We start from the raw sequence: 12875 nt of genomic DNA, 5'->3' as shown, positions 1-12875 counted from the left end.
CCGTGAGATCAGTTGATCGAGACCAGTTCGATTTCGAATGTCAGGTCTTTGCCTGCCAGCGGGTGGTTGGCATCCAGCGTAACAGTCGCCTCGTCAACTTCCACCACTGTCACCGGCAGTGCATGACCCTCGGGCGACTGCATCTGCAATTGGGTCCCAATTTCCAGCGGGATATCGTCCGGTATACCTTCACGTGGGATGGCCTGACGAGCGTCCGGATTCAGCGGGCCATAGGCTTTGGCGCAGGGGATCTGGATCGTTTTCTTACTACCAGCAACCATGCCCGGCATTTCTGCATCCATACCTTCGATGACCATGCCGCTGCCAACAGTGAATTCCAGCGGATCGCGACCTTCGGAGCTGTCGAACACGCTGCCATCCAGCAGGGTTCCGGTGTAGTGGATGCGTACGGTGTCGCCGGTTTTGACCTCGGTCATAGGGGGTCCAATCTGTCTGGAACTTCAAAGCGCGCTAACCTAGTCCCTGACCGCAAAATGTAAAGTCCAAGCACAGCGGTTCAGGTCTTTGTGTGGCATACAATATCCTGCTTCCCCCCTGCACAGGCCTGTGTCACTGTTCCCGCAAGGGAGAACGACATGCCAATCACAACCTGTATTTTTGATGCCTATGGCACCTTGTTTGACGTTTCAGCCGCCGCCCGACAGGCCGCTGCAGAGCCGGACTTCCCGCAACTGCGCGACAGCTGGATTGAATTGGCCAACCATTGGCGGCAGAAGCAACTGCAATACACTTGGCTGCGTGCAATCACTGGCGCCCATGCCGATTTTTGGGAGGTCACGCAAAACGGGTTGGATTGGGCGCTCGAGGCCACCGGGTTGAATGGTGACAACGAACTGCGACAACGGCTGCTGGATCTCTATTGGCAGTTGCAAGCCTATCCCGAGGTCCCTGCAATGCTAAAGGTCCTGAAAGCGGCCGGGCTAAACACCGCGATCCTCTCCAATGGGTCTCCAGCCATGTTGGACGGCGCGGTGCAATCTGCCGACATCGGCAATGTGCTGGACGATGTGCTCTCGGTTCAAAGTGTCGGCATCTTCAAACCTGATGCACGGGTCTACGATCTGGTCGGCGCTCGTTTTGGCTGTACCAAGAACGAAGTGCTGTTTGTCTCCTCTAACGGTTGGGATGCCGCGGCTGCCACTGGGTATGGGTTCATCACCGCCTGGGCCAATCGCGCAAACGAACCCGTCGACAGGCTCCCCTGGACACCCCGGCATATTCTGTCTGACCTCACGACAATTCCGGAACTGGCCGCTGGCTAGATAGCCTGAACAAGAACTCCAAGACACTACCCAAGAAAGTCTGCACCATGACATCCATTGCCATGATCGAAGCCGCCGCAGCGCGACTAAAGGGCCACGCCCGGAAAACGCCTCTGTTGTCCTCTCCCTTTCTGGATGACATCGCCGGGCGTCGCGTTCTGGTAAAGCCGGAATGCCTGCAATATACCGGATCGTTCAAGTTTCGCGGCGCCTGGTCAGCCCTGTCTGCACTGGATGAGGCTGCACGCAAGAAAGGCGTCATCGCCTATTCCAGCGGTAACCACGCACAGGGTATTGCCCATGCCGCCAGCCTGCATGGCGCTCCTTCCGTGATTGTGATGCCAGCCGATGCGCCAAAGCTGAAAATCGACAACACCCGCGCTTTGGGTGCCGAGGTCGTGCTGTATGATCGCGCCAGCGAAGATCGTGATGCCATTGGTCAAAGCCTTGCAACCGAACGGGACCTGACGCTGATTAAGCCGTTTGACGAACCACTGGTGATCGCCGGTCAGGGCACCGTTGGACTAGAAATTGCCAGCCAAGCGGCCGAACAGGGCGTCACCGAAGGCGAGGTTCTGGTCAATTGCGGCGGCGGCGGTCTGACCTCGGGCATAGCGCTGGCGCTGGAGTCCCGCGCTCCACAGATGCAGGTCCGTCCTTGTGAACCACATGGGTTTGATGACGTCACCCGCTCTCTGGCATCAGGTCAAATTGAGCGCAACACGCAGACTGCTGGTTCGATCTGCGACGCCATTCTGACACCCGAACCGGGGCAAATCACCTTTCCCATCCTAAAGCGGCTCTGCGGCGCTGGCTTGGTTGTGAGCGAAGACGAAGCCCTGCACGCCACTGCGCTGGCATTTTCGCGGTTGAAGATCGTGCTGGAACCCGGCGGTGCCGTTTCCCTGGCCGCAGCCCTGTTTCACGGTGACAAACTGAACAACGAAACGGTGATGGTGGTTGCCACGGGCGGCAATGTGGACCCCGCAATGTTCACCGAGGCGCTTCAACGTTTCACTTGACGCATCTAGCCTGTGGCTTCGCCCTTTACCCCCCAGCACCTCCCCGGTTACATGTGCGCCAAACAATACAAAGAGGCAAACCATGCACATCGCAGATCTGGGAAATGTTCAGCTACACTATCGGGTTGATGGCGATCCGGATGGCGCGCCGGTTGTCTTTGCCAACTCGCTGGGGACCGATCTGAGGTTGTGGGATGCAGTGCTGCCATTGCTGCCAGCCGGGTTGAAGCTGATCCGCTATGACCTGCGCGGCCATGGGCTTTCCTCGGAGCCACCCGCGCCCTATTCCATGGGTGCGCTGATCCGGGATGCCGAGCAACTGCTGGATTTACTAAACATCCGGGACTGCATGTTTGTCGGGCTGTCCATTGGCGGCATGATCGCACAGGGCCTGGCCGTGAAACGGCTGGACCAAATCCGCGCGCTGGTTTTGTCGAACACCGCAGCAAAAATTGGCACCGCCGATATGTGGAAGCAGCGCGTCCAGGCTGTGAACCAAAACGGTATAGAGCCGCTGGCCGATGCGATCATGGAGCGCTGGTTTGCTCGCGGGTTTCGCACCTCTCCGGACATCACCCTGTGGCGCAATATGTTGGTTCAACAATCCGCCGCTGGGTATGCGGGCTGTTGTTCAGCCGTTGCCGGCACTGATTTCTACACCCCAACCAGCGGTTTGCGTCTGCCCACACTGGGCATCGCTGGATCTGAGGATGGCGCCACACCACCCGATCTGGTGCGCGAAACAATTGACCTGATCCCCGGCTCCTCCTTCTCTCTGATCCGCAAGGCAGGCCACCTGCCCTGTGTTGAACAGCCTGCTGAATATGCAGCCCTCTTGTCCAGGTTTCTTGATGAAACCGGCCACATTGCAAAGGACACCTAATGGCAGCCTCCGTTTTTGACAGCCAGCTTTATGGCGACCTTTTTACCAGCGGCGATGCTGGCAGGCTGTTCACCGATAGCGCCGAGGTCCGCGCCATGTTGCTGGTGGAAGGGGCCTTGGCCAAGGTTCAAGGGGCCGCCGGGGTGATCCCCGCAGACAGCGCCGCTGCCATTTCACGCGCCGTGATGGAGGTGCAGGTAGATCCTTCCAACCTGCACAAACCAACTGGTCAAAACGGCGTGCCGGTGCCGGGATTGGTCTCCGCATTTCGTGCAGAAATGAATGCTCCCGAACACGCGCAATATGTCCACTGGGGCGCCACATCACAGGACATCATGGACACGGGCCTGATGTTACGTCTGCGTCAGGCGCTGATGCTGATCGAGGCCGATCTTCTATCCACAACCCAGTCGTTGGCTAAGCTGGCCGACGCTCACGCCGCCCTACCGATGCCCGCCCGCACCTACGGTCAACATGCGACACCCACCAGTTTTGGCGCGGTTGCCGCAAGTTGGGGTGCGCCTTTGTTGGCGCTCTTGCAAGAACTTCCCAGCCTGCGCGACACCTGCTTGCTGGTTTCATTGTCCGGCGCGGCGGGCACGGCAGCGGCTTTGGGCGCGCAATCCGCAGATCTGCGTGCGGAACTTGCAAAGGCCCTATCACTGGGGGATCCGGGCCGTAGTTGGCACACTGACCGCAGTCCGGTTCTGCGCATTGCGGACTGGATGCTGCGCGTAAATCTGGCGCTTGGCAAAATTGGTGAAGATTGCACCGCTCTGGTTCAGACCGGCATTGGAGAACTCGTTTTGGGTGGGTCCGGTTCCTCTTCGACCATGCCGCAAAAACAAAACCCGGTAGCGCCTTCCGTTCTGATTGCCTTGGCCAGGCAGAACACTGCCTTGATGTCTGTACTGCACTCTGCCTCCATGCACCAACACCAACGCGATGGCGCCGCATGGTTCAGCGAATGGCTGTGCCTGCCGCAGATTGTTCTTGCTTCAGCAAGCGCAGCACGGGTCAGCCGCGAGCTGTCTGCCGGTATCACGCCCAACTCTGCCGCCATGCACTCTGCACTAAACGCCGGGCTCGACATGATCCACGCCGAAGCCCTTAGTTTTGCGTTGGCCGAAACCCTGCCTCGCCCCGAGGCGCAGGCCATCACCAAAACGCTGTGCAAAGAAGCCGCAGTTACGGATACCCCCCTGCGCACACTGGTAAAACGCGACTATCCAAAACTGGATTCCGCCGCTCTCTTTGATGCTGGCCAACAACTGGGACAGGCCCCAACCGAAGCCCGGCGTTTTGCCACCGACGTTGCGGCATCTCTAGCAGATCCCGCCTCCTGACACCTTCCCCCTGCTGCAGGCCGCCGCTACGGTTGCGTCCAATCTAACCAGAGAATGACCAACGATGCGCCTGCCCTTTCTGTTTATCCTGACCACCGTGATGATCGATGCTATGGGCGTTGGTCTGATCATGCCAATCATGCCTGGCCTGATTGTTGAGGTGCAGGGCGGCAGCCTGGCCGATGCAGCCCTATGGGGAGGTATTCTGGCCACCTCTTTTGCGGTGATGCAATTCCTGTTCAGCCCGATCCTTGGCAACCTGTCTGATGCCTATGGCCGTCGACCTGTGCTGTTATTGTCCCTGTTTGTCATGGTGCTGGACTATGTGCTGATGGCGCTGGCCCATACCATGTGGCTGCTCCTTCTGGGGCGTCTGATCGGTGGCATCACGGCGGCCACCCATGCCACGGCTGGGGCTTACATGGCGGATGTTTCTGATTCCAAAGAAAAAGCCGCCAACTTTGGCATGTTGGGCGCCGCGTTTGGTGTTGGCTTTGTGCTGGGTCCACTGGTTGGCGGTCTATTGGGCGAATTGGGCACCCGCGCGCCCTTCTACGCCGCCGCCATATTGGCCGCCATGAACTTCACCCTTGGCTGGTTTGTGATGAACGAAACCGTCACCGACAAAACCCGACGCGCCTTCGACTGGCGTCGTGCACATCCTTTTGGTGCGTTCCGCTCCATGGCGCGTATCCCCGGCATCCAACGCCTGCTTTGGGTCTATTTCCTGTATTCCGTTTCGATCTATGTCTATCCGGCCATCTGGTCCTATTTCACCGAAGAACGGTTTAACTGGTCGCCACAGATGATCGGAGTGTCATTAGCCATTTTTGGCTCGATGATGGCCTTTGTGCAGGGGGGATTGCTGCGCCATGTGATCCGCCGCTTCGGCGAACGCAATGCCGTCATTTACGGTCAGATCTTTGATTTTGTCGGTTTCAGTTTTCTGGCCTTCATCACCAGTGGCGTGCTGGCGCTGATCCTGACCCCAATCACCGCGATGGGTGCCGTGGTGACCCCCGCATTACAGGCGATCATGTCGAAAATGGTCGACGACAATCAACAGGGTGAATTGCAAGGCGTTATGACCGCCGTCAACGCGCTGGCGATGATAATTTCCCCAATGATGATGGCCTCGGTCTTTGCTCAGTTCAGTCGCGAAGGTGCCCCCATCTACCTCCCCGGCGCGCCGTTTCTAGTTGCATTGGGATTGATGGGAATAGGGTTGTTTATTTTTCTGCGCACCAAAACCTCCGTAGCGTCATAACGACCTGTTCTTGACGTTTTCTGTCTTGCGGCATCCGCGGTTGCGGGTCACCGTATTGGCAACAAACGGGAGAATTTCATGCAAACCATCAAGGCCGCAGTCTGCCACGAATTTGGCGCACCATTGGTAGTCGAGGAGGTGCAACTGGCGGCACCTGACATGGGTGAAGTCGAGGTTACCCTGGATGCGGTTGCGATCTGCCACAGCGATATTTCCTATGCCGAAGGAGCATGGGGGGGGCAGTTGCCCGCAGTTTATGGACATGAAGCCGCCGGGGTCATTAGCGCTGTTGGCTCTGGTGTGTCGGATTTTTCTGCCGGTGATCCCGTTGTGGTCACCCTGATCCGCTCCTGCGGCACTTGCCCCAGCTGTGCGGGCGGCAAGCCTACAATCTGCGAAACATCATACAACGGCGAAGGCCCCCTACAGACCTCCGACGGTAAACCGCTGGAGCAGGCCATGGCCTGTGGAGCCTTCGCCGAAAAGGTCGTGGTGGACCAACGGCAGATCGTGAAAATCCCACATGATCTGGGCAAAGACGTCGCCTCACTGATTTCGTGCGGGGTGATCACGGGGGTTGGTGCTGTGGTCAATGCTGCCCAGCTGCGCCCAGGTCAGGATGTCGTGGTGATCGGCGCTGGCGGTGTGGGACTCAATGCCATTCAGGGGGCCCGTATCGCAGGGGCGCGCCGCATTGTTGCGGTAGACATGAGCGAAGACAAGCTGGCGATTGCCAAGGAATTCGGTGCGACCCATGGCGTTCTGGCCACCCAGGACCAACCCTGGCGCGCGTCCTACAAGGCGCTTGGCGGGCGCGGCGCAGACGCGGTGCTGATCACCGTTGGCGCGATTCCAGCCTACGAGCAGGCGCCGCGATATCTTGCTCGTGGCGGCAAGGCCATCATGATTGGCATGCCGCATTCCGGCGCCAAGGCAAGCTATGAACCCGTGATGCTGGCTGCCGTGGGTCAGGGATTGATTGGTTCCAAAATGGGGGATGTGGTTATCCAACGGGACATTCCCTGGATGATCGACCTGTATCAACAAGGTCGGCTAAAACTGGATGAATTGATTTCCGGTCGTTGGTCGCTGGAACAAATCAACGAAGCAATTGCGGATACAAAAACCGGCAGCGCCAAGCGCAATGTCATCCTGTTCAATCGCTGAACCTGTTTCCATTGTAGGGTGTGTGCTTGCACGCACCTTTTCCCGCAGTGGTGCGTGCAAGCACACACCCTACGCAAAACGAGAGTTCAGCCCATGAAACTGCAAGATCTCGATGTCATCGTCACCGCGCCACCAGCTCCGGGTTGGGGGGGGCGGTATTGGATATTGGTCAAACTCACCACTGATACCGGCATCACCGGCTGGGGCGAGTGTTACGCTGCCTCGGTTGGGCCAGAGGCCATGACCCATGTCATCCGGGACGTTTTTGACCGCCACATGGCAGACGAGAACCCTGAAAACATCGAGTTGATGTTTCGCCGGACCTATTCATCGGGATTTACACAGCGTCCAGACCTGACGGTGATGGGGGCCTTTTCCGGGTTGGAAATCGCTTGCTGGGATATATTGGGCAAGGACCGGGATCGTCCCGTGCATGCCCTGATTGGCGGCCGGATGAATGATCGCATCCGCGCCTATACCTATCTCTACCCGCTCCCCCACCACAGCATGTCAGAGTTCTGGGCCTCACCCGAGATGGCCGCAGAGAGCGCAACCAGACTAGTTGAGCAGGGATACACAGCGGTAAAATTTGATCCAGCCGGACCTTATACAATGCGCGGCGGCCATATGCCTGCGATGAGAGATATCTCGACGTCCACCGCCTTTTGCAAAGCCATCCGCGAGGCGGTCGGGGACAGCGCCGATCTGTTGTTTGGCACCCATGGCCAGTTCACCACCGCTGGTGCCATCCGGCTGGCACAGGCCATCGAACCCTACGCACCCTTGTGGTTCGAAGAGCCTGTCCCACCGGACAATGTCAACGAAATGACGAAAGTTGCGAGTGCAACAAAGATCCCGATTGCAACCGGCGAAAGGCTGACAACAAAAGCCGAGTTTGCACCGGTTCTCCGGTCAGGTGCCGCCAGCATCCTGCAACCGGCCTTGGGCCGTTCTGGTGGTATCTGGGAAACCAAGAAAATCGCTACCCTTGCCGAAGTCTACAACGCCCAGATCGCCCCTCATCTTTATGCGGGACCCATTGAATGGGCGGCCAACATCCAGCTGGCGGCCTCGATCCCCAACATCCTGATGGCGGAAAGCATCGAAACACCCTTTCATAGCGAGCTGATCAAAGGCACGATCCAAGTCGAAGAAGGTTTCATTTCCCCGCCCACGGCGGCGGGACTGGGTATTGAGGTGGACGAGGCATTGGCCCGCGCCCACCCCTTCACTGGCGCTGATCTTCATCTCAATATGCAAGAAGCCCCCTGCAGTTATGTTGGACCAAACAGTTTCGCTGGAGGCGCTCCACCATTGGACGAATAGGGGAATGACAAGGGGGGTGACTTCCCTATTCCGGTTGAGGCACTATATAGCGAGCAACCTCAGCAGGACCAACGTGACGTGACCTCCCAGCCCCCCGAACAGATTGCGGCAGATCCGCCAACAGACATGTCCCAGAGCGCGGCTCAAGCTGCCGCCTTTCTCAAGACTCTGGCACACGAAGGGCGATTGATGATCCTGTGCCACCTGAGCGCAGGTGAAAAATCTGTTGGAGAGTTAGAGGCCCTGCTGGATATTCGTCAGGCCGCTGTCAGCCAGATGTTGGCCCGATTGCGCGACGATGGGCTGGTTGCTACCCGGCGCGATGGCAAGACCATCTTTTACTCACTAAATGACGGCAATACCGAACAGATGATCAATCTATTATATGGCCTGTTCTGCAGCTCTGAGTAGAGATCTAGCTGGGCCACGATCACAAACCACAATCAGTTTGATACATACCCAGCCACAACCTGCAGCAATTTGAACGCAGTGGCCGCGTCGTTCTCGACCACGGCAAAGAATTCCTCTTCTCCGATACGAAGACAGGTCAAATCGCTTTGGGCGATCATGCTCAACGACCGGGGTTCTTTACGGATCAGGCCCAATTCACCAACCAAACGTCCGGGACCAACCGTCGCAATCAACCGGTCCGCCTGCCCTTCAGCAGGCAGGTACAGCCCAGCCTCACCTTCCAGGATCATATAGGCACCGTCACTGGCCTCGTCGTCCTTCAGGAAAACAACCTCTCCAACGTCAGCATGATACCAGCGTGCACTAAAGGCCAGCAACCGCAGCTGACGGCGATTCAAGCCTGAAAACAGCTCGGTCTGTTCCAATGCCCGGAGCTTGCGCGCCAGATCGGCGCTGGCGGCTCCATCTTCAACCACAGCATCCTCGACCTCATCAGTGACCAACCGCCCCTGACGCAACTCGTAGTAGACGTCAAAGACCTCGGGGCTTTCGAAACTGTCGCTAAGATAGATCAGAGTGGTATCCGGCAACAACCGACGCAGGTTCTTGTGGACCGATATGCGGGTATCCAGATCATAACTCGACATTGCTGAATCTAGGATCAGTATATCCGGCCGTTTGACTGTGGCACGCGAGAAGGCCAGCGGTTCAGCAAAGCTGGCAGCCAACCCCTGCCCACCCAGCGCAATCGGTAAATCAAAGATCAGTTCAACCACCAAATCACGAACACCCTGATCCACCAACAGCTCTGCCACCAGTTTGCGTAGCTCATCCCCTTTGGCCCCGGCCAGGTCAGAGATTTTGCCAAACAGAGCGTTTTCCATAACCGTCAGCCCAGGTGCGAACTGATCAATGCTCAAGGGTACGAAAAGATCGCCCAACGTTGCCATCAGCCGGGTAGAATGACTTTGGCGGAACGTCAAAATGCGACTCTGCATCTCTTCGCTAAAGGCAGGTCCAATCTGTTCTGCTGAAATCCGGAACGGAACGATCAGCAATTGCGCCAACTCTTTGTGATCCAACACATCCGCACCTTTGGAACGGGTTTTCTCAACAAGCGCCAAGGCGGCTTCGTAGGCAGATGGCTCTAGACCCAATTTTCTGAATAGCGGATGGTCAGTACCGTCCAAGCCAAAAATCTGGCGCAGCATATCGACCACGTCCTGAGTCAATGCCACCAGATCTTCATCCAGGTTCAGCTCTTTGATCAGATCCAGAAAATCGGTCTGCTCGGCCAGAACCGTTTCGGTAATTGGCGCATGTGGCGTGGCGTAAAGAAGGTTCTCTGCCACAGGCAAGGCCGGATTGTACTGATCAGGTTTCAATAAAAAGGTGTGCTGGCGAAGGCCTGCATCGCGCACAGCCTGTTGCACCTGCGCACGCACTTTTACCAACCGACCGCTCAAAATCGGATGTGTTTTGGGATCGAAACGTTGCTCCATGCCACGTCTGAACAGGGCGGTCTCCGAACCGATACCCTCTACCAGTTTCAACCACCAATCGCGCAACTCGCCCTCTGTGGTGAATCCGGCCAAGGATGGATCCAGCCATGGGGCATCATGCGGATCAGGGCTGTTGCCCGCTTTCTTTGCTTTTTCAAACTGTACAGTGTTACGCGCCGCGCCGCTGGGCCGGGGTCGCATCGGCATCATCACGTTGTCACCAAAAGAGCCCTGAAACAGCACCGGCCGCGAAGTTGCATGCCCAATGCGCGCAGCAATAACCGCCTGATGAAGCTTGCTCAAATCATGCCCCGCAACCGAGACAGTTCCAACCGAAGGCAACAGCTCCCGGGTCAACAGTTCTGCCATCGCGCGACGGTCTTCTTCTGATGGGGCTGCGATGCCCACCACTTTACCCGCCGGCAGTCGGGCACTGAGATCTTCGAGCACAAGATTGCCATCGGCATCACGCACGTTGACGCTGTCCAGGACGACATCCCCTTTGAGATGCACCAGGTCGTCAGGCTCTCCCACCATCAGCGTCTCGTCCACCATGCCGGATGGGGCAAACCGCTCCATGATCACATCCCAACGCAGGCTCATGTCCTGAGTCTGATTGTAATAGGCCAGCAGCTCTTTCCATGGCGAGGCAAGATCTTTGTAAGCGGCCAGTGCCGCCACCAGCGCGCCCAAGGAAACTGATCCTTGCAGCACCAAATAGCCACCAATAGCGTAGAATAGAAATGGCGTCAGTTGCGTGATGAAGTTGTTGAGGAACTTCATAAAGAATTTCTTCTGGTAGATCTCAAGGCGGATATCATACAACCGCCCCAAACGCGCGGTGATCACCGCCATCCGGTAACGCCAGCCACCGTTGATCCGCAACGTAGACGCCCCGGCAGCGCTTTCACCGATTTCAGCAGCCAGCGCGCGCACCTGTTTGATACGCTTCTTGTTCAACAGGTTGATACGCCGCTGCAGCATCGGGATCAGCCAGCCCTGCAACGGGATCAGCGCTACGGCGGCCAACCCGAACCAGACGTTTTGCAAAAACAGGAACGACAAGATGGTAATCATCTGCCCGGCCTGTAACACAGGTTGACTGATGGCATCCCCCATCAGCCCCCCCATCGGCTCACTTTCGGCGGTGATCATCGACACCAGTTCACCCTGGCTGATCCGCTCGAAATAAGGCTGTGGAAACCGCAGAACCCGGGCAATCAACTGATACCGAAACCGCCGCAGCATGCGCTCCGCCAGCACACCTTTCATGGTGTTGATGCGCATTTTCATCAAACCATGAACCGTCACCGCCAATAGAAACCCGCCACAGAGCAACCAAAGGTAATTCAGCTGCTCAACCGGTCGGCCCAGCACATCAATGGTAGATGTCTGCGCACCAATGGCATCGTTGATGATCCGCTTGGGAAGTTCGAGTGTCAGGAATAGCAGTGGAAACAGCGTCGTAGTTACCAGCAGCAAAACCAACTGGTCACGTTTGGAGTATTTCCAGATGAAACGGAAAAGCGAGCGCTCGATGGGACGGCTCCGTTGTGGCTGAGAAAAATGTTTCATTAATGCCTAGCGCGATTTCACCAGAACAGGCAATGGTTTTGAGCATTTCCCATAACTGAAATCCCGTTGCGGAACATTATTCAATGCCCGTTTGCCATTGCCATAAAAATCCGTAAGCTTCTGAAGCTTACATTGTTCAGGGAAACCGTCTCGTGCCGGAATATGTCGGATCTGTACTGCTGCTGCTGTGTCTGTTTCAGATCAAGCATATGTTTGCCGATTTCTACATGCAAACTCCCAAAATGCTGTCTGGCCGGGGTGAATATATGCACATGGGGCGGGCCCAACACGCGGCTGTGCATGCCCTTGGCTCAATTCTGGTATTGGTCTGGTTCGGCGCCCCCACCGCATTCATCTTAACCCTCTGCGCCTTGGAATGGGTTGTCCATTTCAACATCGATTACTGCAAGGCCCGCTTCTCTGAGGTCAAGAAGCTGACCCCCACGATGGGTATGTTCTGGTGCGCTATGGGGACAGATCAGGCGCTGCATCATTTGACCTATCTGGCAATGGTCTGGGCCTGGGTTGAATACGTCGCGACCTAATACCTAGGGCTGCCCTCTTGGGGCTCTGCCCCAAACCCCGGGATATTTCTGGCTAGATGAAGGCGGATCCTGATCAGGGTGACACCGGTTTATTGTGTTTGATAGTGCGCAGGACCAAATTGGTTTGGGCGCTGGCCACAGCGGGCAACTGAAACAGAAACTGCTCCAGAAATAGATTATAGGCCTCCAGGTCCGGTGCCAAAATTCGCAGGTGATAATCGGCCTGGCCTGTTGTTGCATAACACTCTTGCACCAAGGCGCTGCCCTCAACCGCGCGGATGAACTCAACAAGCTTTTCCGGGTCGTGCCGGGTCAGGTGCACATGCACAATGGCCTGAAACCCCAATCCCATCGCTGACGGGTTGACGATGGCCCCATAACGTTCAATCACTCCGCCCGCTTCCAGGGCCCGCACCCGCCGCCATAGCGCGGAGGCTGACATACCAACCGCCTCGGCCAGATCTGCATTCGACATACGGGCATCCTGTTGCAGAAGCGTCAGAATTCGCCGATCTCGGTCGTCGATTTTCATAAATTGAAACCTCAAT

12 protein-coding genes are annotated in these 12875 nt (G+C 57.0%); 9 read left to right on the top strand and 3 right to left on the bottom strand.

Annotation, left to right across the window (positions count from 1 at the left end):
• Positions 1-8: 8 nt before the first annotated feature.
• Entirely contained in the window at positions 9-437 is a 429-nt protein-coding gene (locus tag FEE96_RS03125) for an FKBP-type peptidyl-prolyl cis-trans isomerase (protein ID WP_138161527.1), read from the bottom strand.
• A gap of 159 nt (positions 438-596) precedes the next feature.
• On the opposite strand from FEE96_RS03125, the gene FEE96_RS03120 reads away from it, so the two are divergent.
• The 8 genes from FEE96_RS03120 (at position 597) to FEE96_RS03085 (ending at position 8705) form a co-directional block, all read left to right on the top strand.
• Positions 597-1283, top strand: a complete 687-nt coding sequence (locus tag FEE96_RS03120; RefSeq protein ID WP_138161526.1) for a haloacid dehalogenase type II — start codon at positions 597-599, stop codon at positions 1281-1283.
• A gap of 47 nt (positions 1284-1330) precedes the next feature.
• On the top strand, positions 1331-2305 hold the full coding sequence (locus tag FEE96_RS03115; RefSeq protein WP_138161525.1) for a threonine ammonia-lyase: 975 nt from the start codon (positions 1331-1333) through the stop codon (positions 2303-2305).
• A gap of 82 nt (positions 2306-2387) precedes the next feature.
• Positions 2388-3188, top strand: coding sequence for a 3-oxoadipate enol-lactonase (gene pcaD, locus FEE96_RS03110; RefSeq protein WP_138161524.1), 801 nt, complete (start codon positions 2388-2390; stop codon positions 3186-3188).
• Positions 3188-4534, top strand: a complete 1347-nt coding sequence (locus tag FEE96_RS03105) for a lyase family protein (protein WP_138161523.1) — start codon at positions 3188-3190, stop codon at positions 4532-4534. The genes pcaD and FEE96_RS03105 overlap by 1 nt, the downstream gene beginning before the upstream one ends.
• A 64-nt stretch (positions 4535-4598) precedes the next feature.
• Positions 4599-5801, top strand: coding sequence for a TCR/Tet family MFS transporter (locus FEE96_RS03100; protein WP_138161522.1), 1203 nt, complete (start codon positions 4599-4601; stop codon positions 5799-5801).
• Between the two features lie 78 nt (positions 5802-5879).
• Entirely contained in the window at positions 5880-6968 is a 1089-nt protein-coding gene (locus FEE96_RS03095) for a Zn-dependent alcohol dehydrogenase (protein WP_138161521.1), read from the top strand.
• A 93-nt stretch (positions 6969-7061) separates the two neighbouring features.
• Positions 7062-8294 (top strand): mandelate racemase/muconate lactonizing enzyme family protein, encoded by a 1233-nt coding sequence (locus FEE96_RS03090; protein WP_138161520.1) that lies wholly within the window; start codon positions 7062-7064, stop codon positions 8292-8294.
• Between the two features lie 126 nt (positions 8295-8420).
• Positions 8421-8705 (top strand): ArsR/SmtB family transcription factor, encoded by a 285-nt coding sequence (locus FEE96_RS03085; RefSeq protein WP_138161664.1) that lies wholly within the window; start codon positions 8421-8423, stop codon positions 8703-8705.
• Between the two features lie 32 nt (positions 8706-8737).
• Here the strand turns inward: FEE96_RS03085 and FEE96_RS03080 are convergent, their stop codons facing one another.
• Positions 8738-11782, bottom strand: coding sequence for an ABC transporter transmembrane domain-containing protein (locus tag FEE96_RS03080; RefSeq protein WP_171021590.1), 3045 nt, complete (start codon positions 11780-11782; stop codon positions 8738-8740).
• Positions 11783-11934: 152 nt separating this feature from the next.
• On the opposite strand from FEE96_RS03080, the gene FEE96_RS03075 reads away from it, so the two are divergent.
• A complete protein-coding gene (locus FEE96_RS03075; RefSeq protein WP_138161519.1) occupies positions 11935-12327 on the top strand; it encodes a DUF3307 domain-containing protein in 393 nt (130 codons plus the stop codon).
• Positions 12328-12400: 73 nt separating this feature from the next.
• Here the strand turns inward: FEE96_RS03075 and FEE96_RS03070 are convergent, their stop codons facing one another.
• Positions 12401-12859 (bottom strand): Lrp/AsnC family transcriptional regulator, encoded by a 459-nt coding sequence (locus tag FEE96_RS03070; RefSeq protein ID WP_138161518.1) that lies wholly within the window; start codon positions 12857-12859, stop codon positions 12401-12403.
• Positions 12860-12875: the final 16 nt, after the last annotated feature.

The sequence above is a fragment of the Parasedimentitalea maritima genome (genome assembly GCF_005771405.1).
Classification (GTDB): Bacteria; Pseudomonadota; Alphaproteobacteria; order Rhodobacterales; family Rhodobacteraceae; genus Parasedimentitalea; species Parasedimentitalea maritima.
Note: the sequence above shows the minus strand (reverse complement) of the source record. Positions and strands in the feature narration are given on the sequence as shown.

Excerpts from the sequence above, each read along its gene's own strand:
- FEE96_RS03125 (WP_138161527.1), bottom strand. The coding sequence starts at position 437 with ATGACCGAGGTCAAAACCGGCGACACCGTACGCATCCACTACACCGGA.
- FEE96_RS03120 (WP_138161526.1), top strand. The coding sequence starts at position 597 with ATGCCAATCACAACCTGTATTTTTGATGCCTATGGCACCTTGTTTGAC.
- FEE96_RS03115 (WP_138161525.1), top strand. The coding sequence starts at position 1,331 with ATGACATCCATTGCCATGATCGAAGCCGCCGCAGCGCGACTAAAGGGC.
- pcaD (WP_138161524.1), top strand. The coding sequence starts at position 2,388 with ATGCACATCGCAGATCTGGGAAATGTTCAGCTACACTATCGGGTTGAT.
- FEE96_RS03105 (WP_138161523.1), top strand. The coding sequence starts at position 3,188 with ATGGCAGCCTCCGTTTTTGACAGCCAGCTTTATGGCGACCTTTTTACC.
- FEE96_RS03100 (WP_138161522.1), top strand. The coding sequence starts at position 4,599 with ATGCGCCTGCCCTTTCTGTTTATCCTGACCACCGTGATGATCGATGCT.
- FEE96_RS03095 (WP_138161521.1), top strand. The coding sequence starts at position 5,880 with ATGCAAACCATCAAGGCCGCAGTCTGCCACGAATTTGGCGCACCATTG.
- FEE96_RS03090 (WP_138161520.1), top strand. The coding sequence starts at position 7,062 with ATGAAACTGCAAGATCTCGATGTCATCGTCACCGCGCCACCAGCTCCG.
- FEE96_RS03085 (WP_138161664.1), top strand. The coding sequence starts at position 8,421 with ATGTCCCAGAGCGCGGCTCAAGCTGCCGCCTTTCTCAAGACTCTGGCA.
- FEE96_RS03080 (WP_171021590.1), bottom strand. The coding sequence starts at position 11,782 with ATGAAACATTTTTCTCAGCCACAACGGAGCCGTCCCATCGAGCGCTCG.
- FEE96_RS03070 (WP_138161518.1), bottom strand. The coding sequence starts at position 12,859 with ATGAAAATCGACGACCGAGATCGGCGAATTCTGACGCTTCTGCAACAG.